Genomic DNA, 23,894 nt, shown 5'->3' on the forward strand with positions numbered 1-23,894 from the left:
AGGGGCCGTCAGGTCAGGAAGTCGCGGGCGATGTTCTCCGCCACGCGTTCCAGCAGCGGGCCCGCCTGCGCCATGGAGCGGGCCGGGTCCGGCTCCAGGTCGGTCAGGGCGTACGCGCGGCGGATGCCCGCCGCGCCGAGGGCCTCCGGGGGGAGGGCCAGACGGCCGCAGACCGCGATGACCTCGACGTTCTTGGCGCGTGCCGCCGCTGCCACACCCGCCGGCGCCTTGCCGTGCAGGGTCTGCGCGTCGAGGGAGCCCTCGCCGGTGATGACCAGGGTCGCCCGTTCCAGGGCGGGAGCGAAGCCCAGGACGTCGAGCATGACCTCGATGCCGGGCCGGAAGCTCGCGCCGAGGGCGATCAGCGCGCCGTAGCCGATGCCGCCGGCCGCGCCCGCGCCGGGCGAGTCCTCGTGCTCCGGGCCGAGTACGGACGCGTAGTGCGCGAGGGCCGCGTCGAGGGTGGCCACGTCCTCCTCGGTGGCCCCCTTCTGCGGTCCGTACACCGCCGCCGCGCCCTTCGGGCCGGTCAGCGGGTTGTCGACGTCGCTGGCGAGGACGAGGTCCACGTCGGCGAGACGCGGGTCCAGGCCGGACAGGTCGGCTGTCGCGAGGTCGCGCAGGCCACCTCCGCCGGGGCCGACGGGCTCGCCCGCCGCGTCCAGGAAGCGCGCGCCGAGCGCGGCCAGCATGCCCGCGCCGCCGTCGGTGGTGGCGCTGCCGCCGACGCCGAAGACGATCGTGCGGGCGCCCGCGTCGAGTGCGGCGCGCAGCAGTTCGCCGGAGCCGTACGTCGTCGCGGTGAGCGGTGCGAACACGCCCTCGGGGAGGTGCTGGAGGCCCGAGGCCTCCGCCATTTCGACCACGGCGGTGCCGTCGCGCAGCGCGAACGCCGCCGTGAGCTGTTCGCCGAGCGGCCCGGTGACCCGTACCTCCCGGCGCTCGAATCCGGCCGCCACCGCAGCGGCCACCGTGCCGTCGCCGCCGTCGGCGACGGGCAGGGCCTCGACGACGACGTCGGGGACAACCCGCCGCAGCCCGGCCGTCACCCGCTCCGCGACCTGCACGGCCGTGAGCGAGCCCTTGAACTTGTCCGCCGCGACGAGCACGCGGGCGGTCTCAGTTACTGCTCCGTCCGTCACCTTGCTATCCCTTGCTTTCGAACAGGCAGTCGCGCCGCCCCGACCCTATCCGCAGGAAGGGCCTCGTGCCCATGGGCACCCGTCACGGCCCGGCCTCCCGTACGGCGCGTCAACCCGATTTGCCATCTTTTGGCGCTCATAGTGGTGCGTCATGCGCAGCGAAACGATCGAACGGTCTTCACCCGGACGGCGGCGGCTCCGGCCGCCAGGGGCGCCGCCAGAGGGCCGCCCGTGTACGCGCACGGCGCCTCGCTCCGTGTTCCGCTCTTCTCGCATACCGGTGAAATACCCATAAATACCCCATGTTCGACCACGGGAAGTGGGTAGAGCCGACGCATGACGCCACACCGCACGCACACCACCGACCGGATTCTCGGCGGCTGGCTGGGCCGAATCGCCGGCAACATGCTCGGCAAGCCCGTGGAGCGCGGCGACTACTGGACGCGAGCACGCATCGACCGCTACCTGCGGCTCACCGGCGCGCTCCCCCTCACCGACTACCTGCCCGAACCCCCGCCGGCCGCGGACGGTTTCGAACTGCGCCCGGAATGGCCGCACTGCGTACGCGGCAGGATCAGCGGCAGCTGCCGGGACGACGACGTCGACTACGCGATCCTCGGGCTGCACCTCCTGGAGACCCACGGCTTCGCGTTCACCACCGAGGAGGTCGGTGAGCTGTGGCTGCTGCGGCTGCCGTATCTGCAGACCTTCACCGCCGAGCGGGCGGCGTACCGCAATCTCGCGAACGGCCTCAGGCCGCCGCTGACGGCCACCTACGAGAATCCGTACCAGGAGTGGATCGGCGCCCTCATCCGCGCCGACATCTTCGGCTGGACCAACCCCGGCGACCCGAACCGGGCGGCCACGCTCGCCCGCCGCGACGCCGTGCTCTCGCACACCGGCAACGGCGTGTACGGCGCGATGTGGGCGGCGGCGCTGATCGCCGCCGCGTTCACCGCGCCGGGGCCGCGCGCCGCGCTGGAGGCGGCGCTGGAGCGCGTGCCCGCGAGCAGCCGTCTCGCCCGTACGGTCCGCCACACCGCCGCCCTGCACGCGGCCGGGGTCGCCTGGGAGGACACGCTCGCCGAGATGGAGGAGGAGACCGGCAGCCTCGGCTGGATCCACGCCGTCCCGAACGCCGCCGTCATCACGGCCGGACTGCTGTACGGCGACGGCGACTTCACCCGGACCGTCACGCTCACCGTGCGCGGCGGCCTGGACACCGACTCCAACGGCGCGACGGCGGGCTCGGTGGCCGGGGTGCTGTGCGGGGCGGCCGGGATCGGGCCGCAGTGGACCCGGCCGCTGGAGGACACGGTGCGCAGCGCGGTGTTCGGCTTCGACGGGGTGCGGATCAGCGAACTGGCGGACCGTACGGCCCGGCTGGCGCTCGGCTGAATCGGGCCTGTCCGCCAACGCCGGTGCCCTCTACGGTCTGTTGCCTCGGCTCCTTCACCCGGTGTTGCACCGGAGTGCACCGAGTGGTCCACAACGCGGCCTAGCATGCCCGGCGTCGCCCGCTCCTCCACTGCCTCTTCCGCACCAGCCCGTACCAGCCCGCTCCAGCCCGCTTCAGTCCTCGACGAGACCCGGAGAGCCTCATGCGTCCATTCGTTGGCGGAGTCCTGACTGCCCTCGCCGCCGGGGCCCTTGTGGCCCAGGGCACCCTCGCGGCCGGAGCGGCGGAGCCCTCCGCGTCCGCGGCGGCGGACCGGCCGGCCAAGGCGAGGCACCTGCCCACCGAGATAAGGGGCGGTGCCTGGAAGGCCGGACACGTGCAGGGCGTGGCGGTGGACCGCCGCAAGGGGTTCATGTACTTCTCCTTCACCAACCTCCTCGTCAAGACCGATCTGCGCGGCGATCCGGTGGGCTCCGTGTCCGGGTTCACCGGGCATCTCGGCGACCTGGACTTCAACGAGAGGGACGGCCGGGTCTACGGCTCGCTGGAGTACAAGGCGGCGAAGGCCTTCTACATCGCGGTCCTCGACGTGGACCGGATCAACCGCATGGGCATGGACGCGCACACCAGTGACGTCGTGTCGACGGTCCATCTCCAGGAGGTCGTGGACGACTACACGGCCGACATGGACGGCGACGGGAAGTTCGACGGCGACACCGCGAACACCCCCGACCACCGGTACGGGTGCAGCGGGATCGACGGAGTGGCCTTCGGGCCCGAGCTGGACCGGGGCGGCCGGGCCAAGTCCGGCAAGCACGTCCTGACCGTCGCGTACGGCATCTACTCGAACGTCAAGCGGCAGGACAACGACCACCAGGTGCTGCTCCAGTACGACGTGAGCAAGTGGCGCACGTACGAGCGTCCGCTGCCCGAGAGCGCCCCGCACACCAGTGGCCCCCCGCGCGTCGACGGCAAGTACTTCGTGCGCACCGGCAACACCCGGTACGGCGTGCAGAACCTGGAGTACGACGCGTACACGGGCAACTGGCTGATGGCCGTCTACAAGGGCGCGAAGCCGCAGTTCCCGAACTACTCGCTCTTCGTCGCCGACGGTTCGAAGCGGCCGTCCTACGGGAGGGTCACCGGCCAGCCGGAGCCCACGAACGGCTGGCACCTGCCGCTGCTCCGCCAGGGGCTGCACCACGAGTCCTCCGGCGTCTACGGCTGGGAGTCCAGTGGCCAGTACGGTCTGGTCTCGCTCGGCGACGGCCGCTTCTACCTCACCGAGGCGGGCACGGTGGTGGAGGACGGCGTGACGAAGCAGACGGCCCGGGCGGTCCTGCACCGGTGGACGGGCCGGCCCCCGACCCCCTTCACGCCGATCGCCGGCCAGACCGCGGGCAGGACCGGACCGTAGGGCAGGACCGGACCGCGGGGCAGGACCGAGTCGCGGGGCAGGACCGGACCGGGGACAGGACCGAGTCGCGGGGCGAGTCCTAGAACAGCTGGTCCTCGGCTCCCGCCCCGCCCGCCTCGAACGCCAGCAGCCTGCGCTTGCGGTCCAGGCCGCCGCCGTAGCCGGTGAGGCTGCCCGAGGCGCCGACGACGCGGTGGCACGGGACGACGATGCCGACCGGGTTCTTGCCGTTGGCGAGGCCGACCGCGCGGGAGGCGGCCGGATTGCCGAGGCGCTCGGCCAGTTCGCCGTACGTCCACGTCTCGCCGTACGGGATCTGCTGGAGCTGGGCCCAGACGCCGCGCTGGAACGGCGTGCCGTCCAGGGCCAGCTCCAGATCGAACTCCTTCAGCTCGCCCGCGAAGTAGGCGTCGAGCTGACGGACGGCCTCCCCGAGGATCTCCTGGCTCCGGCCGCCGAAGGACTCCTCCGGCGGCCGGTGGCGCTGCCCGGTCATGTAGAGCCCCGACAGCCTGCCGCCGGTGGCGACCAGCGTCAGTGGGCCGTACGGACTGTCGACAACGCGGTGCTGCTTCATGGCCGTGCTCCTCATACCGGGAGGTTGTTGATGGGATGGCTGTCGGTGGCCCACAGGTACTGGACGGCGTACGCCCGCCACGGCCGCCAGGCGGCCGCCCGCGCCGTGAACGCCGCCGGTGTGGACGGCAGGCCCAGCTCCTGCGCGGCCCGCCGGATCCCGAGGTCGGTGGGCAGGAACGCGTCGGGGTCTCCGAGCGCGCGCATCGCGATCACCTCGACCGTCCAGGGCCCGAAGCCGGGCAGCGCCATGAGCTGGGCGCGGGCCTGCTCCCAGTCGCTGTCGATGCCAAGCTTCAGCGTGCCGTCGGCGAGTGAGGAGACCAGCGTCGTCAGGGTGGTGCGGCGGCTGCGCGGCAGGGCCAGCGACTCGGGGTCGAGGCCGGCGAGCGCGGCCGGGTCCGGGAAGAGACGGGTGAGTCCGCCGGCCGGATCGTCGACCGGGGTGCCGTGCGCGGTGACCAGGCGGGCCGCGTGGGTGCGGGCGGCGGCCGTCGAGACCTGCTGGCCGAGCACCGCGCGTACCGCGAACTCCGCCGCGTCGGTCGTACGCGGCACCCGGCGCCCCGGGGCCTTGTCGACGAGCGGGGCGAGCAGGGGGTCGGTGCGCAGCTGGTCGTCGACGGCGACCGGGTCGGCGTCGAGGTCGAGCAGGCGGCGGCAGCGGCTGATGGCGATGGTCAGGTCACGCAGGTCGGTGAGCGAGAGCAGGCAGCCGATGTGGTCGGGGCGCGGGGTGAGGGTCACGATGCCGTGCCCGTACGGGAGGGCGAGCGTGCGCCGGTAGGCGCCGTCGCGCCATTCCTCGACGCCGGGCACGGCGGTCGCGGCGAGGTGGCCGAAGAGGTTGGTGGGGTTGAGCGGGGCGCGGAACGGCAGGCGCAGGGAGATCACGCCGGGGGTCTGCGGCTGCTTGTGGCCGCGGTTGCGCAGCTCGCTGGGCGAGAGCGCGAAGACCTCGCGGACGGTGTCGTTGAACGTACGTACCGACGAGAACCCGGCGGCGAAGGCGACGTCCGCCATGGGCAGCGGGGTCGTCTCGATGAGCAGGCGGGCGGTCTGGGCGCGCTGGGCCCGGGCGAGGGCGAGCGGCCCGGCGCCCAGCTCGGCCAGCAGCTGCCGCTCGATCTGACGGGTGCTGTAGCCGAGCCGGGCGGCGAGCCCCGGCACGCCCTCGCGGTCGACGACGCCGTCGCCGATCAGACGCATCGCGCGGGCGACGGCATCGGCGCGGGCGTTCCACTGCGGGGAGCCGGGGGTGGTGTCCGGCCGGCAGCGCTTGCAGGCCCGGAACCCGGCCTGCTGGCAGGCGGCCGCGCTCGGGTAGAAGGTCATGTTCTCGGCCTTGGGCGGCACGACCGGACAGCTGGGGCGGCAGTAGATCCGTGTGGTCAGGACCGCGGTGAAGAACCAGCCGTCGAAGCGTGAGTCCTTGGACCGCACGGCGCGTACGCAACGCTCGGTGTCGGTGTGCATGGCTCAAGCATCGGGCACACCGCACGTCGGCGGCTGGCAGGAATCCGACATCAGGGTGCGGCTGCCAGGGCCGTCCCGGACGCCGCGTACGTCCTCTCGCCGAAGAGGACGGACCGCACCGCGCGGCCGCCTGCGCGACCGGCCCGCCGTCCGCCTCCCGGGCTTCGGGGTGCCGTCTCCTGAACGTACGGCGCCGGACCGGGCACCGGCGCCCCGCCGGGTGAAATCGCCGTGTCGCAGTCAGGTGCGGGAACTCCGCGTCCCCTCGCAGGGTTTCGAGTGGGTACCCGTCATGGAGCGGACGGACGACGGCGCCCGGCGGAAGGGGCCGGTCCGGCGGCGTCCGTTCAGAGGGAGGACGGTGAGCCCGCTCCGCACGCCGGGGCCATGAGCGAGAAGTGGACAGCGTCGTCCCTGCCCGCGGGGTTCACGGCGGGCAGGGTGTGTTCGGCGGCCATCCTCGGCAGCATGAACTGCCAGAACGTGGTGACCGAGGAACGGGACAGCCACACCTTGTTGGTTCTGCCGAGGACTTCGAAGCCCGTACTGGCCGCCACCACGATCGAGGCGAGACAGCTCAGCGGCATCTCCGGCCGGAAGGTTCCCTCGTCCACTGCCCGCGTCAGCAGACGCTGCACGCAGTGCTGCCATTCCTTGTGCAGATCCATGCCGGAGACCCTGTCCGTCTCGCGGTTGAGCCGGACCCCGGCGCGGACGACCACGTCCTCGCGGAGCAGCACGGCGAAGACGTGCGAGATGTCCGTGAGCACCTGGAGCGCGTCACCCTCCTCGTGGTGCACCCGCCGCGCGGCTCGGTGCAGGCACCGGGAGGCGCTCCACTCCACCGCGTCGGCCAGTGCCGCCTTGTTCCTGAAGTGGAAGTGCAGAGCGCCGGAGCTCACCCCCGCTCCCGCGCTGATCTCACTCAGGCAGGCCTGGACGTAACCGTGCCGGTCGAAGAGGCCGGCCGCAGAGTGAATCAGGGCGTTCCGGGTGCGCTCGGACCTTTCCTGTCTGGTCACCCGCGGCTCCCGTCTCTCGACTCGGCCGCGGCAACGGGACGTTCCGCTGCGGTGCGGGGCGAGGGGCGCAGGACCACTGGAAGGGTTCGGGAAGACTCCATACACGTATCAAACCAGCACGCTGGTTTTCTTTCCAGCCGGAGAGTCAAGTCCTTTATCACCGGTGAATCACCGGCGCCCCCTGCGGCCGAAACGACCCTGCTCCCGGGGAATTTGCGACAGCTTTATCCTGCTATGCGGTAAAAAGAAACACACAGTGATCAGAAAGCTGACGTGCATCGAAAGTTTTTGACAAACCAGCTCTCCGGTTTATAAATTGGGGAAGACCGGTCCACTCGTGAGTTCCCATCCTTCAAGCGTGCAGGGGAGCACCAGATGAAGCGGCAGACCACGGACCTTCTGGAACCGCACATACCGCGAGACCACCACGCCGACCGGCACCCGGTCCAGCGGCAGCACGACATGCGGCCCCCGCCGCCGGGAACCGCACGGACCGACGCACTGAAAGTCCTGGTCGTCGAGAGCGACGTCTCCTCCGCCGACTCCCTCATCCAGGGGCTGCGCCGCCACGGGCACTCGGCCGGCAGCGTCGGCACCGGAGCCGAGGCCCTGCGAGCCTACCGAAGTGCCGACCTGCTGCTCCTCGACCTCGATCTGCCGGACCTGGACGGCCTGGAGGTCTGCCGCAGCATCCGCAGTGCCGGGGCGACGCCACTCATCGCCGTAACGGCCCGCGACAGCGAGCTCGACAGGGTGCTGGGGCTCCAGGCGGGAGCGGACGACTACCTGGTCAAGCCCTACGGCTTCCGCGAACTCATGGCCCGTATCGAAGCGGTGATGCGCCGGGTCCGGCCGCGGCAGCCGCTTCAACGCGTGATCACCCACGGCCAGCTCCGTATCGACGCGGACACCCGGGAGGTCGCCGTACAAGGCCGGCAGATGGAATTGACCCGCAAGGAATTCGGTCTGCTCCACCTCCTGGCCTCGCATCCGGGCACCGTGGTATCGCGCAGACAGTTGATGACCCTGGTGTGGGAAGATTCCTGGTCGCGCCCGGGACGGACCATCGACACACATGTCAGCAGCCTCCGCAACAAACTCGGCTGCAACGACTGGATCATTACGGTCCGGGGAGTCGGATTTCGGCTGGGGCAGCCGTAGACACTCCCCTTCCGGCTTTCCGGCCGTTTCCGCCGCGCAGCCCGGCGCCGGCGCATGACGTCCTTTCCAGGCCGACTGCGGTGGGTCATGGCCGGCAGTGGGCTGCATGAAGCGCGCGAAACTCCTGGGGGACGGATTCCCGACCGAGATCACCGCGTCTCCCAGGAGCTTCGCGCGCTTCCCCACCCCTCCTCGACCGATCTGCTCAGCCAACTCGTCGTAAGACAGCGTGAGTTCGGGACGCTCCGGCGGCGTCTCCCGGCCGGACGGCACGGACGGCAGGCTCTGTTCACGCCGGCCCGCCCGCGCTGCGGCCACACCCGCGCCCCGCTCGCCGCCGGCTGCGGATCGCACGCACCTGGTCCTGGGCCGACGTGTTCGCCCAGCACGCCGGCGTCACCGTGGGCGTGGCGGCGTTCAGCCCCGCCGGCGGCCGCATCACTCGTATCTGGGCCCTCCGAGCCCTCCGAGCCCTCCGAGCTGATTTGACGTTCCTCTGACCTTTCTCTCGCCCGGCCGTTCAACAGATGCGCGTACATGACCAAACGTCACGGTCATCTGCATCGGGCTCCCTTGAAGACCGCCTTCCCGCGGAAGAGGCTGATCACCGGTCTTCGCCGCTCTTCCAGAGCCGGGGACATCCGCAGGCACGACCACAGGTACGCCGACGATCCGCCCCTTGCGAAGGAAACCGTGCGATGGCCGAGGAGAGGTATATGGACGCTGCAGTGGTGGTCGCGGGTGCGGGGCCGGCCGGCATGGCGCCGGCCGGTGAACCGCGACTCGCGGGAGGGGTGCCGGCGCCGGGCGGTACGGGCGTCAAGAACTCCTGGCGTCTGCTGAGCGAAGGACGGACAGCGGCCCGGGGCGCGGCACCGCGCCCAGCACCATGATCGGCAGACTCTGCTCCGGGGCCGCTCCGGTGGATGTGGCCAGTGCCCTCCTGACCATGCGCGAGGGCCTGATCCCGTCCACCGCCCCCGTGGAGCCGTCGTCCGGGTGCACCTTCGAACCGGTATCCCGACGAGGGCCTCGTCGCCTCCCGGAACACCGCCTGTCCATGGCGAAGAAGGACATGCCGGAGCAGGACAAGCGGGTCGCCCTGCGCTGCGCGAAGCACCTGGGCCCCCGGGGGGACCACGGTCAACAGCGTCGCGCCGGGCATCACGCGCAGCGGCAGCCCGGCCTGCGGCACCCCTGAAGCCGTGGAGCGGACGGCCGGGTTGCCTGCCTTCGAACCTGCCGGTGAGCCGCGGGCCGTGCGGCTCGTCCAAAACCGTGTCCGGGACGCGGTGCGACGCACGGAGCTCGGCACCCGTACGGCTGGGCGGTACTGGACGTTCCGTGCCCCGTCGCCCACGCCGCCGCCGCTGGACGCGGTTCGGCTCCGCAGTCGTCCGCGTGCGCCGGTCGCCGGCCGGGGAGCGGCTACGGGCCCGGGACGGTGAGGGCGACCGGACGCAAGACCGTTCCCACCCCCGACCGACACAAAGGACGTGACCGTCATGAACCGCACCGCCGTCTTCGTCTTCCCCGGCCAGGGAGCACAGCGCCCCGGAATGAGCGCGGAACTGCTCGCCCTGCACCCCGAACTGGCCGGCCGCTACCAGTCCGTCGCCGACGCCGTGCTGGGGCTCCCCCTGTCGCAGCTGTGCCTGCGCGGTCCGGCCCGGGACCTCGACGATCCGCCGATCGCCCAGCCGGCGGTCTTCCTGACCAGCCTGATGACCCTGGAGGTGCTGCGCTCGTACGGCGTGGAGCCCCGCGCGGTGGCGGGTCACAGCCTGGGCCACTTCACGGCGCTCACCGCGGCGGGTGTCCTGGAGTGGACCGAGGCGCTGCGGCTCGTGCGGCTGCGCGGTGAGCTGGTGGCGTCCGTCGACGACCGCGTACCCGGTTCCACCGCCGCCGTCCTGGGCCTCGACCGGTTCCGGGTCCAGCGGCTGTGCGCCGCGGCCGCGGCGGCCACCGCCCGCGTCGTGGAGGTCACGGGCCACTACGGTCCGGGCGGGAACGTCGTGTCCGGCGAGGACGCGGCCGTGGAGCACGTGACGCGTGCCGCCCGGCGGGCGGGGGCCGCGCGGGTCCTCCGGCTGACGCCGGGCGGTGCCTTCCACTCCAGCCTGCTGCGGGACATCGAGGAGGAGTACGCCGACGCACTGGCGACGGCCGAGTTCCACGACCCGGACCGTCCGCTGATGTCCGGCGCGACGGGACAGTGGCTGACGTCCGGCGCCGAGGCGGCCGCGGCTCTGCGCGGCGAGCTCACCCGCTCGGTGCGCTGGAGCGACGCCGTCGAGGCGCTGGCCGCCACGGGTGCGGACCGCTTCGTGGAGGTCGGCCCGGGCTGCCTGCTCGGCGGCCTCATCCGCCGCGCGCTGCCCGCCGCCCGTGTGCATTCGACCGGAAGCGCCCGTCAACTGGCTTCCACCATCAGTTCGTTCGCCCCCGCGTACGCCGGCGCCTGACACCTCGGCCCATCGACCCGACGGAGGACGGAAGCCCATGTCCGCAGCACAGGGAACGATCCGGTCCCGGACCGAGGAGCTCCACCGGATCAAGGACTCCGCGCGCAGCGGCCCGGTCCCCGCTGCCGCGGAAGGGGCGGCGAACGTCGTCCTCCGCCGCAGTGACACCACGCCCGGCACCGGGGGCGGAGTACCTCCGCTCCTCCGACGAACAGGATGGCGATGAGTAGCGACGAACATTCCATGGAGCAGATCCGCCAAGTGGTGCAAGTGGTGAAGGACGGACCGGACCGCGTGGGACCGGCCGCGGCGCCGGCCGTACTCCTCGCCCGCTCACCGGCGGTGCCCGGCGTGCCCGGGGGTCCGCGTACGGCGCCGGCCCGGTGGGACCGCCCCGAGCGCGTGCGCGGAGCGCGCGCCGTGAGCGGCCGGCGGAGCGTCGCGCCGTGACGCCGTACGCGGACTCCCCCGTCAGCGGCCGTCCGCCGCGCCGGCGGCGGACGTACACCACCTGGAGGACGGCGATGGGACCGAGTGGCACGAAGACCGGCGGGACGGAGTCCCGGCAGGGGCTCGACGAGTTCTTCGACCGGGCGGCGATATCGGAACTGATCGACCGCTACACCCTTCTCCTCGACACCCAGGACGAGCCCGGAACCGCTTCCGACTGGCCCCGGTCGGTCTTCACGGACGACTGCCGGCTCGCGTTCCCGATCGGGGAGCGCCACGGTCTGGCCGGCCTCGCCGCGTTTCACGACGCGGCCAAACAGAAGTTCAGCGCGACGCACCACCTCAGCTCCAACCATGCGATCGCCCTGGACGGCGACCGGGCCGACGTGCGTTTCCAGATGATCGCCACGCACGTGCACCGGGCGGAGACGCGGGAGAGGGCGGCGCGGGATCCGGGCCCGCTGTTCCAGGTGGGCGGCTACTACGCGGGCCGGGCGGTGCGGACGGCGGACGGCTGGCGCTTCGCGAGCTGGTCGTTCCACGTCGTATGGACGGCGGGAACAGGACCGGCCGGCCTCGATTGACCTGCCCGCGCCGCCCCGCCCCGCCCCGCCCCGCCCCGCCGGAGCCGCCGTCCCCACACGGTCCGTCCGTCACCCACCCGCCGGCCCACCCATCCCGCACCCTTTGAGGAGCCACCGATGTCACCGTCCCCCGGACACGCCGCACGGCACTGCCAGAGCGCGCTCAACACCTTCCACTCCCTTCTGTACTTCAGCCCCGACCTCGACAAGGAACTGGCCGGCCGCGGAGTGGGGGACCCGATGGCCTGCTACATCGCCGGCCGTGCCGCGGCGCTCGGCCGGGTCGGCCCCGGGGTGGTCACCGCCGCCTTCTACGGCTTCCGTTACGAGCTGGTGGCCCGTCATGTCCCGGCGGTCTGGGACCTGGTGTCACCGTGGGAGGTGTGGGACGCGCGTCTGGCCGCCGCCGACTCCACCCTGCGCCGGGCGCTGGGCCCGGACGTACTTCGCTCCCGGCCGGTGGAGGAGGCGGCCCGGCTGGTGCTCCGCGCCGTCGGGGGTGCGCAGCGTCCCGGGCGCCCGATGTACGCGGCCCATGCCGATCTGCCCGTCCCCCCGGCGCCTCATCTCGCCCTGTGGTACGGGGCGACTCTGCTGCGCGAGCACCGCGGGGACAGCCATGTCGCGGTGCTGCGGGCGAGGGGCCTGGACGGCCTGGAGTCCCTGGTGTCGCACTGCGCGAGCGAGGAGGGGATGCCCCGCGAGATCGTGATGACCAAGCGGGGCTGGACCGAGGAGGACTGGAGTGCCGCCGAGGAACGGCTGCGTGAACGTGGCGTGATGGCCGCCGACGGTTCGCTGACCCGGCAGGGACGGGAGCTGCGGGCCGACTTGGAGGAGGAGACGGACCGCGCCGACGCGGCGCCGTACCTGCACCTCGGCCAGGACGGCGTCGCGGAACTCACCTCGCTCGTCGAGGAGCTGGTCAGGGCGGCCATCGGGGCCGGGGCCATCCCCGAGCCGCTCGCGGCGTTCTTCACGCCGGCCGAGCGCTGACAGCGGCGGGCCGGCGGGGGGCACGTGCCGCCGCCGGCTCCCCGCCCCGCGCCGGGCGGACCGGGTCGGCGCGTCGGCCGGACCGGGTCAGTACGCCGGCCGGACCGGGTCAGTGCGTCAGCCGACCGGCCCGGTGTGCCGTTCGTGCAGGAGGTACCGCTTGCCGGCGAGGCCCCGTACCCCCGCGAGGGAGTGCAGGGCCTCGAAGGCGTCACGGGACATCTCGCTGCGCAGGAACTCCTCGTGGGCCGTCTGGCTGGTCCACTCCGCGTAGTTCAGCACCCGGCTGCCGTCGCCGCTGAGCAGGAAGTGCATGGCCCTGAGCCCGGGAAAACGTGCGTTCAGCGGGCCGTCGAGCAGTGTGTCGACGGCCCGCCGCTGCCTTTCGGGGCCGTCCACGTCGAAGGTGGGGACCACGACACAGACCGCCTCGCCCTCCTCCTCGGCCACCTGGCCGCGGTAGCGGCGGTACAGCTCAGGCCTGAGCCGGCGGGCGTCGTCCGCCGTCTCGACGCCGGGGAGCATGAACGGCCGGCGGGAGCGGAAGAACCGGTCCCAGGAATCCTCCCCGCGCCACTGCACGACCGTCATGACATTTTCTCCGTCCACGCTTTCGAAGCAATTCATGGAACGAAAATCGGACGGCAGGGGAAGATCTCTCCAGTAGGCGGAGACGGCATTTACCGCCGCTTTCTGACGTTCTTTTCCGCCGACGAAGCGGCGACTGATGAGCACCACCTCTTCACCACCCCGGTCCATCCTGGGCAGGGGCACCGTACTGACATCCATGGTCTCCTCCTGGTCTTGTGATGTTCGCTGCGGTGATTATCTTTATGCCCCGAACTCGCCGCCCGACGGATTGCACTTCGGCTCCCTTTTCGAAGATTTTGGACTGCTTGACATTCATCTGTAGTGGAATCCGTTGAGTCCGCGACGGAATTCGAGAAACATGATGTCAACAGCACGGTTGCTCTCGAAGGAGAACTATGGACGTCTCGGTCGTCGTGGCTGGTGCGGGTCCGGCGGGCCTCATGCTCGCCGGAGAACTGCGGCTCGCCGGAGTCGAGGTTCTCGTGCTGGACAGGCTCGCCGAGCCGACCGCGGAATCCCGGGGCATGGGGTTCACCGCACGGACCATGGAAGTACTCCGCCAGCGCGGCCTGATGCACCGGTTCGGCGGCGTGACCACTTCCATCGCCGGCCACTTCGGCAGCCTGCCGCTGGACTTCACCCCGGACGACGGGATCCACGCCAGTGTGTCGGGCGTGCCGCAGAACTACACCGAGTCGGTGCTGGGCGCGTGGGCCGCCGACCTCGGCGTGACCGTACGGCGGGGCCACGAACTCATCGGTCTCACCGACGACGGCGACGGCGTCGAGGTGGAGATCCGCGGCCCCGGCGGGACCGAGCGACTGCGCACGTCCTACCTCGTGGGCTGCGACGGCGGGCGCAGCACCGTACGCAGACTGGCCGGTTTCGACTTCCCCGGAACCGACGCCACGGTCGAACTCCTGCTGGCCGATGTGAGCGGCTGCGACCTCCGCCCCCGTTTCACCGGTGACCGCACCGAGGCCGGGATCGTTCTCTCCGCCCCCCTGGGACCGGACGTGAGCCGGGTCGTGGTCTGCGAGTACGGCGTGCCGGGCCGGCGTACGGAACCGGTCTCCTTCGACGAGGTCGCGGCCGCCTGGCTGCGCCTGACGGGCGAGGACATCAGCCACGGCACCCCTCGCTGGACCAGTTCCTTCACCGACGCCGCCCGGCTGGTGACCGCCTACCGGCGCGGACGTGTGCTGCTCGCCGGGGACGCCGCCCATGTCCACCTGCCCGCGGGCGGGCAGGGAATGAACGTCAGCATCCAGGACTCGGTGAACCTCGGCTGGAAGCTGGGAGCGGTGGTCAACGGCTGGGCGCCGGAAGGGCTGCTGGACAGCTACCACAGCGAACGGTTCCCCGTGGGGCAGCAGTTGCTGACCCAGACCCGCGCCCAGGGACTGCTGTTCTTCGGCGGCCGGGAAATGCAGCCGCTGCGTGACGTGATGACGGATCTCATACGGTTCGACGAGGTCAACCGCCACCTCATCGGCAAGGCCAGCGGTCTGGACATCCGGTACGACGTCGGCCCGGGCGACCATCCGGCGCTCGGCCTGCGCATGCCCGACATCGAGCTGATCACCACGCGGGACACGACCGGTGCCGGCCGGCCCGGCAAGACGACCGTCGCCCAGCTGCTCCACGGGGCCCGGGGCGTACTCATCGACCTCGCGGACGACGCCGCGCTGCGCCGGACCGCCGCGGGCTGGAGCGACCGCGTCGACGTCGTCACCGCCACTCCCCACGACCTGCCGCCCTACGACCCCTTCGCCGGCACCGCGGCCGTACTGCTGCGCCCCGACGGCCACGTGGTGTGGACGGGGCCGGGCGCGGGCGAGCTCACCACCGCGCTGAACGGCTGGTTCGGCACCCCCAGGAACGGCTCATAAGAGCCCTGCTCACCAGCCCAAGAACTTGACCTCAACAGGAGTTGAGGTTCTAGCGTGCCTGGCGGCGACCTTCACCGGGCCGCCATCCGCGTGTGAGAGAGGAAGACTTCGCCATGGAAGTGCAAGCCCCGCCCAAGGCGGGCAAGCGGGAGTGGATCGGGCTGGCCATGCTCGCCCTGCCGACCCTGCTCGTCTCGATGGACCTGACGGTGCTGCACCTCGCTGTGCCGGACCTGAGCGAGGACCTCAGTCCGACCAGCACACAGCTGCTCTGGATCGTCGACATCTACGGATTCATGATCGCCGGCTGGCTCGTCACGGCCGGAACGCTGGGAGACCGCATCGGCCGTCGCCGTCTGCTGCTGGCCGGTGCCGCGGCCTTCGGCGTGGCGTCGGTACTGGCGGCCTTCTCCACCAGTGCCGAGATGCTGATCGTGACGCGCGGAATCCTGGGTGTCGCCGGTGCGACGCTGATGCCGTCGACCATGGCGCTCATCCGCAACATGTTCCACGACGACGTCGAGCGTTCCCGCGCCATCGGCGTGTGGATGACCAGCTTCATGGTCGGCGGAACCCTGGGCCCGCTGGTCGGCGGTGTGCTGCTGGACGCCTTCTGGTGGGGTGCGGTCTTCCTCATGGGCGTGCCGGTGATGCTCCTTCTGCTGGTCCTCGGCCCCAAGCTGCTCCCCGAGTACCGCAGTACGGAGGCGACGGGACCGCTGGACATCACCAGCGCGGTGCTGTCGCTGGTGGCGGTGCTCTCGGTGGTCTACGGCGTCAAGCAGGCCGCCGAGCACGGTGTCGGGCCGGCCGCCGTGGGTCTGGTGGTCGTCGGCGCCCTGGTCGGCTGGGCCTTCGTACGCAGGCAGCGTTCGTCCCGTGACCCCCTGCTCGACCTGCGCCTGTTCGACAACGCCCGGTTCAGCGTCGCGCTGGTGGCGCTGACCGTGAACACCGGCGTCATGATGGGCCTCAGCTTCTACGCCGCGCAGTACCTCCAGCTGGTCGTGGGGCTCTCCCCGCTGGAAGCCGGCCTGTGGACGCTGCCGATGACCATCGCGGGCATCCCCGCGGCGCTGCTGACCCCCAGCCTCGTGCGGCACGTCCGTCCCGCCTACGTGATGGCCGCCGGACTCCTCGTGGCGGCGGTCGGTTTCGCCCTCGTCACCCAGGTCGACGGCTCCGGTCTGGCCGTACTGGTGACCGGCACGGTGGTGATGTTCGTGGGCCTGGCCGTCATGGGCGTACTCGGCACCGACATGGCGGTCGGAGCCGCGCCGCCCGAGCAGGCCGGAGCGGCGTCCGCCGTGACGGAGACGGGCAACGAACTCGGCGGTGCGCTGGGTCTCGCCCTGCTCGGCAGCATCGGCAGCGCCGTCTACAGCTCCCGTATCGGCGACAGCAGCCTCAGCGGGGTCCCCGACGCGGCGGCCGAGGCCGCCCAGGGCTCGCTGGGCGGCGCCGTGGCGGTGGTGGGAGACCTGCCCGCGCGTATCGGCGACGGTCTTCTGGAAGCCTCCCGCGGAGCCTTCGTGAGCAGCCTGCACGTCGTCGCCCTCGTCTGCTGCGCCCTCGTCGTCGCCCTCGCCGTCGCGGTGGCGGTCCTGCTCCGGGGCGTCGGCCGGCAGACCGCGGAAGGCCCCGAGGCCGCGTCGGCTCCGGAGCCCGCCACCGACGGTCCGGCGCCCGCCACCGATGTTCCGGTGCCCGCCGCCGACAGTCCGGTGGACCGGTGACCGGGCAACGGCCTGCCGCCCGGCGACCGGCCGCGCAGGACCGCACCTCCCCGACACCCCAGGAAACCGAAGGAGCACCCTTATGCGCGTCATGTTCACCGTCCTACCGGTCACCTCACACCTGCTGATCATGGCGCCGATGGCGTCCGCCCTGCAGAGCGCGGGGCACGACGTCCGTGTGGTCACGCACAACCACCCCGAGACCGTCGCGTCGATCACCGCGGCCGGCCTGTCGGCCGTTCCCCTCGGTGAGGGGATCGACCTGGTCGCCGCCGTCCAGGACACCTTCGGCCACCAGGCCCTGGAGGACATCGCCCGTACGACGGGCGTGGACCCGGAGGACAGCAACCTCTGGCCCATGATCCGCAATTACCTGGTGGCCACGTACGCCATGTACTACCCGGCCGATCCGGATGCGCCCGGCGCCGTCGGCATCACCGACGAGATGGTCCGCTTCGCCCAGGACTGGGAGCCGGACCTGGTCATCTGGGACCCGCTGTTCTTCCCGTCCCCGATCGCGGCCCGGGCCTGCGGCGCCGCCCACGCGCGCCTGCTGTGGGGGCTCGACCGTTTCGGCTGGCTCCGTTCCCTGTACTCCGAGGGCCGCGCCTCCGCCGACGACGGCCGGCCGGACCTGATGGCGGCGATGATGCGTCCGCTCCTCGACCGCTTCGGCGTCGAGTTCGGCGAGGACCTGATCACCGGTCAGTGGAGCATCGATCCCTGGCCGAGCCGCATGCGGCTGCCGCTCGACCTGGACTACGTCGCGGTGCGCCCCGTGCCCTTCAACGGCGCCACCGTGGTGCCCGACTGGCTGCACGGCACCCCCGAGAACCCGAGGGTGTGCCTCACCCTGGGCACCAGCGGGCGCGAGCTGTTCGCCGAGAACGGCATCTCCATCACGGACGTGTTCGACATGGTCGCCGATCTGCCGATCGAGCTCGTGGCCACGCTCAACGAGGCCCAGCTCGCCGGCGTCGAGTCCATTCCCGACAACGTCCGCACCACGGACTACGTACCGCTGAACCTGCTGCTGCCGAGCTGCTCGGCAATCATCCACCTCGGCGGTTCCGGCACGTGGGCGGCCGCCGTCGTCCACGGGGCGCCGCAGCTGATGGTGCCCAAGAGCGGCTCCGAGTACGTCGACTTCGCCCGTTACACGGCCTCCCGCGGCGCCGGGCTGGTCATCGAGGACGAGAAGCCCACGATCGAGGCCATGCGCGAGGGTCTGCTGCGGATCCTCCGGGAGCCCTCGTTCCAGGAGGCGACCACCGCTCTTCGGCAGGAGATGTGGGAGATCCCCAGCCCGGTGGACATCATCCCGGAGCTGGAGCAGCGCACCCGGCGCCACCAGGGCCGCTGACCCGGTCCCGCAGTCACGCACCTGTCACACGCACGAAGGAGAAAACCATGGGCACCGCCACTCTTCCCGGCGTCGACCGCCAGGACGCCGGGCTGGCGCTGGTCGGCCCCCTCTATGTGGGCTCACCGGAACTGCAGCAGAAGGTGGCGGACGCCATCGTGGCCGAATGGGCCGCGGCACCGCGGCCCGAGGGCCTGCTCTCGCAGAACTGCTACGTCAGCACCGACGGCGAGAACGTGTGGACCTACGAGCAGTGGACCGGACTGTCCGCCTACCGGGCGTCCGGAGCCCAGGAACCGCCCGCGCCACTGCGGGGACTGGGCCAGGACGGCGCGGACATCGAGCGCTGCTCCCCCACGCCGTTCCAGCGCTACCGCAGCAGGGTCTACGAGCCGGGCAGCGTCCCCACCCGCTTCGTGGCGCCGGCGTTCGACACCGACGGCCGGGCCCCGCAGCGGGGCATCATCGACGCGCTGCTCGACGGTCCGCTGACGACGGCCACCCCCGGTCTGATCGCCACGCACTTCCACTACAGCCTCGACGGCGGCCGGGTGCTGAACTTCGCGGAGTTCACCGAGGACTCGGCGCACGAGGTCTTCCTCGACAGCCCGTCGGCCCAGGTGACGACCCGGATCACCCAGGACATGCCGGGAGTCCGCGGTATCGGCGGAAGGCGCTACGTACTGCACGGCAGCGTCGTCACCGTGCCGCCGGCCGCGGGCTGACACTCCCCCCGACCTCCCGGGGCGGGTCCGGTATTCCCCCGTACGGACCCGCCCCGGGAGCACACCCCCCGCACGCGCGCACGACCGTCCGCCCGCAGCCGCACAGAACCGTTTCCGCACCGCTCGGGCCGACGGGCACCGCATGCTGCCCGGAACCGGCCGTCCGTACCCGGACACGCGTCCGGAAGCTGTCCGTCCCGCCCTGCCAGTCGCCCCGACCTCCAGGAGACAGACATGATCGATCTCTTCCAGCCGCAGGTGGGCCAAGAGGAACTCGCGGCCGTGGCCGAGGTGTTCGAGAGCAAATGGCTCGGCCACGGCCCGCGCACCAAGGCGTTCGAGGCCGCTTTCGCGGAACACATCGGCTGCTCCCCCGAGCAGGTCGTGTTCATCAACTCGGGCACGGCCGGTCTCTTCCTCGCGCTGGAGACGCTCGATCTGACCGAGGGCGACGAGGTGATCCTGCCGTCGCTCAGCTTCGTGGCGGCGGCCAACGCCATCGTCGCGACGGGCGCCCGCCCGGTCTTCTGCGACGTCGACGCCCGTACGCTCAACCCCACCGCGGCCGACATCGAACGGGTGATCTCGCCGCGCACCAAGGCCGTGATCGTCCTCCACTACGGCGGCTGCCCCGGCGACGTCGTACGCATCGCCGGCCTCTGCGCCGAGCGCGGCATCCCGCTCGTCGAGGACGCCGCGTGCTCACCCGCGTCCCGCGTCGACGGGCAGGCCGTCGGCACCTTCGGCGACCTCGCCATGTGGAGCTTCGACGCCATGAAGGTCATGGTGACCGGTGACGGCGGCATGCTCTACGCCAAGGACCCGGTGCGAGCGGCCCGCGCACGCCGGCTCGCCTACCACGGGCTCTCCCAGCCCAGTGGTTTCGGGTACGCCAAGGTCTCGCACCGCTGGTGGGAGCTCGACGTCCCGGAGGTCGGACGGCGTGTGGTCGGCAACGACCTGACGGCCGCGATCGGGTCGGTGCAGCTTCGCCGGCTGCCCGGACTCGTCGCCCGGCGCAGGGAGATCGTCGAGCTCTACGACCAGGAGCTGGCGTCGCTGGAAGGCGTGCGGACCCCGCCGCCCCTGCCCCGGGGACACGAGTCGAGCTACTACTTCTACTGGGTCCAGATGAGTCCGGACATCCGGGACCAGGTCGCCTCCGACCTGTACGCCGCCGACATCTACACGACGTTCCGCTACGCGCCGCTGCACAAGGTGGCCGCCTACGGGGCGACGGATCTGGAACTGCCACGATCCGACCGGGCCTCCGGCGAGACCCTCTGCCTGCCGCTGCACCCCGGCCTGTCCGACTCGGACGTCGTCGCCGTGGCCACGGCCCTGCGGAAGGCGGTCGAGGCGCGGTGCTAGGCCGTGTCTCCCGGGCCGGCCCCGCCCGGCCCCCGAGGTCCCGCGGCCCCACCCCGCAGGGTGGGTACCGCACGTTCCGCAGCACCGCCCGTGCGCACGGCACATCCCGAACCCACCTCACGAGGAGAACCCCATGAAGGCTCTGGTGCTGTCGGGAGGATCAGGAACCCGCCTCCGCCCATTCAGCTACTCCATGGCCAAGCAGCTCATTCCCATCGTCAACAAGCCGGTCCTCGAATACGTCCTGGAGAACATCCGCGCTCTGGGCATCACCGAGGTCGGCATCATCGTCGGCGACTGGGCGCAGGAGATATCCGACGTGGTGGGGGACGGCAGCCGGCTCGGTCTGCGGATCACCTACATCCCGCAGGAGGAGCCGCTGGGCCTCGCCCACTGTGTCACGCTGGCCCGCGGCTTCCTGGGTGACGACGACTTCCTGATGTACCTGGGGGACAACATGCTCCCCGAAGGCATCGGCGAGATCGAGCGGGAGTTCCGCGCACGGCGTCCGGCGGCGCAGGTCCTCGTCCGCAAGGTGGCCGACCCGCGGGCGTTCGGCGTCGCGGAGACCGCACCGGACGGCTCGGTGATCCGGCTCGTCGAGAAGCCCCAGCAGCCCCAAAGCAACCTGGCGCTGATCGGCGTCTACTTCTTCACTCCGGCGATCCACCGCGCCGTGGCGTCGATCGAGCCCAGCGAACGCGGCGAACTGGAGATCACCGACGCGATCCAGTGGCTGGTGGAAACCGGTGCCGACGTCAGGGCGAGCGAGTACCACGGCTACTGGAAGGACACCGGACGGACCGAGGACGTCCTGGACTGCAACCAGAAGCTGCTGGGCGGCCTGAGGCCGGAGGTCCTCGGCAGTGTCGACGACTTCAGCGAACTGAACGGACAGGTGCGGGTGGAGCCCGGCGCCCGGGTGGTGCGCAGCCGTGTCGACGGCCCCGCCGTCATCGGCGCGGGCTCGGTCCTGGAGGACTGCCACATCGGCTCCCACACGTCCATCGGCCGGGACTGCGTGCTGAGCAGCACCAGGATCCGCGACTCCATCGTGATGGACGGCGCGCGGATCCAGGACGTGCCCGGTCTGCAGAACTCCCTGATCGGCCGGAACGCCGCCGTGGGCACCGGGCGTTCGGGTGCCTCCTGCCACAGCCTGGTCGTGGGCGACCACACCCGTATCGAGGTGGCGGCGTGAGACTCCTGATCACCGGGGGTGCGGGCTTCATCGGTTCGCACTTCGTCCGTACGGTGCTCGACGGCGGTTACGCCGGCTACGAGCAGGCCCGGGTGACCGTCCTCGACAAGCTCACCTACGCGGGCAACCGCGACAACCTCCCCGCCTCCCACCCCCGGCTGGACTTCGTACGGGGCGACATCCGCGACTCGGCTCTGCTGCGCCGGCTGCTGCCCGGCCATGACGCGGTGGTCCATTTCGCTGCCGAGTCGCACGTCGACCGGTCCCTCACCTCCGCGGGCGAGTTCGTCCGGACGAACGTCGAGGGCACGCAGATCCTCCTGGACGCCTGCCTCGCCACGGGGGTCGAACGCGTCGTGCACGTGTCGACCGACGAGGTGTACGGCTCGATCACCGAGGGCTCCTGGACCGAGGACCGGCCGCTGCTGCCCAACTCCCCGTACGCGGCGTCCAAGGCCGCCTCGGATCTGATCGCCAGGTCCTACTGGCGCACCCACGGGCTCAATGTGTCGATCACCCGCTGCTCCAACAACTACGGGCCCTACCAGCACCCGGAGAAGCTGATACCGCTTTTCGTCACCCAGCTGCTGGAGGGCCTTCCCGTCCCGCTCTACGGCGACGGCGGCAACATCCGCGAGTGGCTGCACGTCGAGGACCACTGCCGGGCCATCGCGCTGGTGCTCTCCAAGGGCGGAGCGGGCGAGGTGTACAACATCGGCGGCGGCAACGAGCAGAGCAACCTGCACATCACCGACCGCCTGCTGGAACTGTGCGGAGCCGACCGCTCCATGATCGTCCACGTGCCCGACCGCAAGGGCCACGACCTGCGCTACGCGCTCGACGAGACGAAGATCCGCGAGACCCTCGGCTACGCCCCGGAGGTGCCTTTCGAACAGGGGCTCGCGGACACGGTCGCCTGGTACCGCGACAACCCCGGCTGGTGGAAGCCAGTGAAGCAGCGCGGCGCCGCCGCGGCGAGCCAGGAAGGGACCGTGCAGTGAGCGTCCACAAGGGACTCGTCCTCGACGAGACCAAACTGTTCCACGCCGACCTCCAGAACCACGAGCCCTTCGTCCCCGGCACGACCGAGATCTGGCCGGCGGGCGCGGTGCTCGACGAGGCGGACCGGCTGGCGCTGGTCGAGGCGGCCCTGGAGATGCGGATCGCGGCCGGGCCCAGCTCACGGAAGTTCGAATCGCGGTTCGCCCGTACGCTCAAGCGCCGCAAAGCGCACCTGACCAACTCCGGCTCGTCGGCGAACCTGCTCGCCATGACCGCTTTCACCTCCCACCTCCTGGAGGACCGGCGGCTCCGGCCGGGCGACGAGGTGATCACCGTCGCGGCCGGTTTCCCGACCACCGTCAACCCCATCCTGCAGAACGGGCTCATCCCCGTCTTCGTCGACGTGGAGCTGGGCACCTACAACACCACGGCGGACCGGGTCGCCCGGGCCATCGGCCCGCGTACCCGCGCCATCATGATCGCCCACGCGCTGGGCAACCCGTTCGAGGTCGCCGAGATCGCCCAGCTCGCGGAGGAGCACGACCTCTTCCTCGTCGAGGACAACTGCGACGCCGTGGGCTCCATGTACGACGGCCGGCTCACCGGCACCTTCGGCGACCTCACGACCGTGAGTTTCTACCCGGCCCACCACCTGACCATGGGCGAGGGCGGCTGCGTCCTGACGTCCAACCTGGCGCTGGCACGGATCGTGGAGTCGCTGCGGGACTGGGGCCGGGACTGCTGGTGCGAACCGGGTGAGAGCAACAAGTGCCTCAAGCGGTTCGACTACCAGATGGGGACGCTCCCGGCCGGCTACGACCACAAGTACATCTTCTCCCACGTCGGCTACAACATGAAGGCGACGGACATCCAGGCCGCCCTGGGGCTGACCCAGCTCGACAAGCTCGACGACTTCTGCGCCGCCCGCCGTCGCAACTGGCGTAGGCTGCGGGACGGGCTGGCCGACGTCCCCCACCTCCTGCTGCCCGTGGCCACCCCGCGCAGCGATCCGAGCTGGTTCGGCTTCGCCCTGACGGTCGACCCCGAGGCGCCGTTCTCCCGGGCGGAACTGGTGGCCTTCCTCGAAGGCCGGAAGATCGGCACGCGCCGCCTCTTCGCCGGGAACCTGACCCGGCACCCCGCCTACATCAACCAGCCGCACCGGGTGGCCGGGGACCTGACCAACAGCGACATCATCACCGAGCAGACCTTCTGGGTCGGGGTGTACCCCGGCCTCGGCGACGAGCAGCTCGACTACGTCATCTCCTCCGTCAAGGAGTTCGTGGGGGCCCGCACATGACCGGGCGGGTGACGGCCGGCGT

21 protein-coding genes are annotated in these 23,894 nt (G+C 71.3%); 16 read left to right on the plus strand and 5 right to left on the minus strand.

The window, feature by feature from the left end; translation table 11 throughout:
* Positions 1-8: 8 nt before the first annotated feature.
* Positions 9-1,142, minus strand: a complete 1,134-nt coding sequence (locus tag ACWD0Y_RS18130; protein ID WP_450261336.1) for a glycerate kinase — start codon at positions 1,140-1,142, stop codon at positions 9-11.
* 336 nt (positions 1,143-1,478) lie between these two features.
* Between ACWD0Y_RS18130 and ACWD0Y_RS18135 the strand changes: the two genes are divergently transcribed.
* Positions 1,479-2,540 (plus strand): ADP-ribosylglycohydrolase family protein, encoded by a 1,062-nt coding sequence (locus ACWD0Y_RS18135; RefSeq protein WP_450261337.1) that lies wholly within the window; start codon positions 1,479-1,481, stop codon positions 2,538-2,540.
* Positions 2,541-2,743: 203 nt separating this feature from the next.
* A complete protein-coding gene (locus ACWD0Y_RS18140; RefSeq protein WP_450261338.1) occupies positions 2,744-3,958 on the plus strand; it encodes a hypothetical protein in 1,215 nt (404 codons plus the stop codon).
* A 79-nt stretch (positions 3,959-4,037) separates the two neighbouring features.
* On the opposite strand, the gene ACWD0Y_RS18145 is transcribed toward ACWD0Y_RS18140, so the two are convergent.
* From ACWD0Y_RS18145 to ACWD0Y_RS18155, 3 genes are all read right to left on the minus strand, one after another.
* Entirely contained in the window at positions 4,038-4,535 is a 498-nt protein-coding gene (locus ACWD0Y_RS18145; protein WP_450261339.1) for a methylated-DNA--[protein]-cysteine S-methyltransferase, read from the minus strand.
* Positions 4,536-4,546: 11 nt separating this feature from the next.
* Positions 4,547-6,010 carry an AlkA N-terminal domain-containing protein gene (locus ACWD0Y_RS18150; RefSeq protein WP_450261340.1) on the minus strand — a complete coding sequence of 488 codons (1,464 nt, stop codon included), beginning with the start codon at positions 6,008-6,010 and terminating at the stop codon, positions 4,547-4,549.
* Between the two features lie 347 nt (positions 6,011-6,357).
* Positions 6,358-7,032 carry a ScbR family autoregulator-binding transcription factor gene (locus ACWD0Y_RS18155; protein ID WP_450261341.1) on the minus strand — a complete coding sequence of 225 codons (675 nt, stop codon included), beginning with the start codon at positions 7,030-7,032 and terminating at the stop codon, positions 6,358-6,360.
* A 375-nt stretch (positions 7,033-7,407) separates the two neighbouring features.
* Between ACWD0Y_RS18155 and ACWD0Y_RS18160 the strand changes: the two genes are divergently transcribed.
* From ACWD0Y_RS18160 to ACWD0Y_RS18185, 6 genes are all read left to right on the plus strand, one after another.
* Positions 7,408-8,193: a response regulator transcription factor gene (locus ACWD0Y_RS18160; RefSeq protein ID WP_450261342.1), complete on the plus strand. Its 786-nt coding sequence runs from the start codon at positions 7,408-7,410 to the stop codon at positions 8,191-8,193.
* 1,060 nt (positions 8,194-9,253) lie between these two features.
* Positions 9,254-9,394, plus strand: coding sequence for a hypothetical protein (locus ACWD0Y_RS18165; RefSeq protein WP_450261343.1), 141 nt, complete (start codon positions 9,254-9,256; stop codon positions 9,392-9,394).
* Between the two features lie 304 nt (positions 9,395-9,698).
* Positions 9,699-10,661: an ACP S-malonyltransferase gene (locus tag ACWD0Y_RS18170; protein ID WP_450261344.1), complete on the plus strand. Its 963-nt coding sequence runs from the start codon at positions 9,699-9,701 to the stop codon at positions 10,659-10,661.
* Between the two features lie 222 nt (positions 10,662-10,883).
* Positions 10,884-11,111, plus strand: coding sequence for an acyl-CoA carboxylase subunit epsilon (locus ACWD0Y_RS18175; protein WP_450261345.1), 228 nt, complete (start codon positions 10,884-10,886; stop codon positions 11,109-11,111).
* Positions 11,112-11,185: 74 nt separating this feature from the next.
* Positions 11,186-11,695 carry a nuclear transport factor 2 family protein gene (locus ACWD0Y_RS18180; protein ID WP_450261346.1) on the plus strand — a complete coding sequence of 170 codons (510 nt, stop codon included), beginning with the start codon at positions 11,186-11,188 and terminating at the stop codon, positions 11,693-11,695.
* Positions 11,696-11,812: 117 nt separating this feature from the next.
* Positions 11,813-12,691: an SCO6745 family protein gene (locus ACWD0Y_RS18185; protein WP_450261347.1), complete on the plus strand. Its 879-nt coding sequence runs from the start codon at positions 11,813-11,815 to the stop codon at positions 12,689-12,691.
* A 117-nt stretch (positions 12,692-12,808) separates the two neighbouring features.
* Here ACWD0Y_RS18185 and ACWD0Y_RS18190 read toward each other — a convergent pair whose 3' ends face one another.
* The gene (locus tag ACWD0Y_RS18190; RefSeq protein WP_450261348.1) at positions 12,809-13,282 is read right to left on the minus strand and encodes an antibiotic biosynthesis monooxygenase; all 474 of its coding nucleotides are present in this window, start codon (positions 13,280-13,282) and stop codon (positions 12,809-12,811) included.
* Positions 13,283-13,677: 395 nt separating this feature from the next.
* On the opposite strand from ACWD0Y_RS18190, the gene ACWD0Y_RS18195 reads away from it, so the two are divergent.
* The 8 genes from ACWD0Y_RS18195 to rfbH all read left to right on the plus strand — a co-directional run bounded on the left by ACWD0Y_RS18195 (position 13,678) and on the right by rfbH (position 23,872).
* Positions 13,678-15,174 carry an FAD-dependent monooxygenase gene (locus ACWD0Y_RS18195; protein WP_450261349.1) on the plus strand — a complete coding sequence of 499 codons (1,497 nt, stop codon included), beginning with the start codon at positions 13,678-13,680 and terminating at the stop codon, positions 15,172-15,174.
* A 113-nt stretch (positions 15,175-15,287) separates the two neighbouring features.
* Complete coding sequence (locus ACWD0Y_RS18200; protein WP_450261350.1) at positions 15,288-16,910, plus strand: MFS transporter; 1,623 nt, start codon at positions 15,288-15,290, stop codon at positions 16,908-16,910.
* 82 nt (positions 16,911-16,992) lie between these two features.
* Positions 16,993-18,273 (plus strand): nucleotide disphospho-sugar-binding domain-containing protein, encoded by a 1,281-nt coding sequence (locus ACWD0Y_RS18205; protein ID WP_450261351.1) that lies wholly within the window; start codon positions 16,993-16,995, stop codon positions 18,271-18,273.
* A 47-nt stretch (positions 18,274-18,320) separates the two neighbouring features.
* Positions 18,321-18,998 carry an antibiotic biosynthesis monooxygenase gene (locus ACWD0Y_RS18210; RefSeq protein WP_450261352.1) on the plus strand — a complete coding sequence of 226 codons (678 nt, stop codon included), beginning with the start codon at positions 18,321-18,323 and terminating at the stop codon, positions 18,996-18,998.
* 234 nt (positions 18,999-19,232) lie between these two features.
* Positions 19,233-20,369: a DegT/DnrJ/EryC1/StrS family aminotransferase gene (locus ACWD0Y_RS18215; RefSeq protein WP_450261353.1), complete on the plus strand. Its 1,137-nt coding sequence runs from the start codon at positions 19,233-19,235 to the stop codon at positions 20,367-20,369.
* Between the two features lie 133 nt (positions 20,370-20,502).
* Positions 20,503-21,570, plus strand: coding sequence for a glucose-1-phosphate thymidylyltransferase (locus ACWD0Y_RS18220; RefSeq protein ID WP_450261354.1), 1,068 nt, complete (start codon positions 20,503-20,505; stop codon positions 21,568-21,570).
* Positions 21,567-22,571, plus strand: a complete 1,005-nt coding sequence (gene rfbB, locus ACWD0Y_RS18225) for a dTDP-glucose 4,6-dehydratase (protein WP_450261355.1) — start codon at positions 21,567-21,569, stop codon at positions 22,569-22,571. The genes ACWD0Y_RS18220 and rfbB overlap by 4 nt, the downstream gene beginning before the upstream one ends.
* The gene (gene rfbH, locus ACWD0Y_RS18230; protein WP_450261356.1) at positions 22,568-23,872 is read left to right on the plus strand and encodes a lipopolysaccharide biosynthesis protein RfbH; all 1,305 of its coding nucleotides are present in this window, start codon (positions 22,568-22,570) and stop codon (positions 23,870-23,872) included. The genes rfbB and rfbH overlap by 4 nt, the downstream gene beginning before the upstream one ends.
* Positions 23,873-23,894 lie beyond the last annotated feature (22 nt).

The organism is Streptomyces altiplanensis, from assembly GCF_053591575.1.

What these genes read in the sequence shown, in the direction of transcription:
- ACWD0Y_RS18135 (WP_450261337.1), top strand. Translation starts at nt 1,479, where the DNA reads ATGACGCCACACCGCACGCACACCACCGACCGGATTCTCGGCGGCTGG.
- ACWD0Y_RS18140 (WP_450261338.1), top strand. Translation starts at nt 2,744, where the DNA reads ATGCGTCCATTCGTTGGCGGAGTCCTGACTGCCCTCGCCGCCGGGGCC.
- ACWD0Y_RS18145 (WP_450261339.1), bottom strand. Translation starts at nt 4,535, where the DNA reads ATGAAGCAGCACCGCGTTGTCGACAGTCCGTACGGCCCACTGACGCTG.
- ACWD0Y_RS18150 (WP_450261340.1), bottom strand. Translation starts at nt 6,010, where the DNA reads ATGCACACCGACACCGAGCGTTGCGTACGCGCCGTGCGGTCCAAGGAC.
- ACWD0Y_RS18160 (WP_450261342.1), top strand. Translation starts at nt 7,408, where the DNA reads ATGAAGCGGCAGACCACGGACCTTCTGGAACCGCACATACCGCGAGAC.
- ACWD0Y_RS18165 (WP_450261343.1), top strand. Translation starts at nt 9,254, where the DNA reads ATGGCGAAGAAGGACATGCCGGAGCAGGACAAGCGGGTCGCCCTGCGC.
- ACWD0Y_RS18170 (WP_450261344.1), top strand. Translation starts at nt 9,699, where the DNA reads ATGAACCGCACCGCCGTCTTCGTCTTCCCCGGCCAGGGAGCACAGCGC.
- ACWD0Y_RS18175 (WP_450261345.1), top strand. Translation starts at nt 10,884, where the DNA reads ATGAGTAGCGACGAACATTCCATGGAGCAGATCCGCCAAGTGGTGCAA.
- ACWD0Y_RS18180 (WP_450261346.1), top strand. Translation starts at nt 11,186, where the DNA reads ATGGGACCGAGTGGCACGAAGACCGGCGGGACGGAGTCCCGGCAGGGG.
- ACWD0Y_RS18185 (WP_450261347.1), top strand. Translation starts at nt 11,813, where the DNA reads ATGTCACCGTCCCCCGGACACGCCGCACGGCACTGCCAGAGCGCGCTC.
- ACWD0Y_RS18190 (WP_450261348.1), bottom strand. Translation starts at nt 13,282, where the DNA reads ATGACGGTCGTGCAGTGGCGCGGGGAGGATTCCTGGGACCGGTTCTTC.
- ACWD0Y_RS18195 (WP_450261349.1), top strand. Translation starts at nt 13,678, where the DNA reads ATGGACGTCTCGGTCGTCGTGGCTGGTGCGGGTCCGGCGGGCCTCATG.
- ACWD0Y_RS18200 (WP_450261350.1), top strand. Translation starts at nt 15,288, where the DNA reads ATGGAAGTGCAAGCCCCGCCCAAGGCGGGCAAGCGGGAGTGGATCGGG.
- ACWD0Y_RS18205 (WP_450261351.1), top strand. Translation starts at nt 16,993, where the DNA reads ATGCGCGTCATGTTCACCGTCCTACCGGTCACCTCACACCTGCTGATC.
- ACWD0Y_RS18210 (WP_450261352.1), top strand. Translation starts at nt 18,321, where the DNA reads ATGGGCACCGCCACTCTTCCCGGCGTCGACCGCCAGGACGCCGGGCTG.
- ACWD0Y_RS18215 (WP_450261353.1), top strand. Translation starts at nt 19,233, where the DNA reads ATGATCGATCTCTTCCAGCCGCAGGTGGGCCAAGAGGAACTCGCGGCC.
- ACWD0Y_RS18220 (WP_450261354.1), top strand. Translation starts at nt 20,503, where the DNA reads ATGAAGGCTCTGGTGCTGTCGGGAGGATCAGGAACCCGCCTCCGCCCA.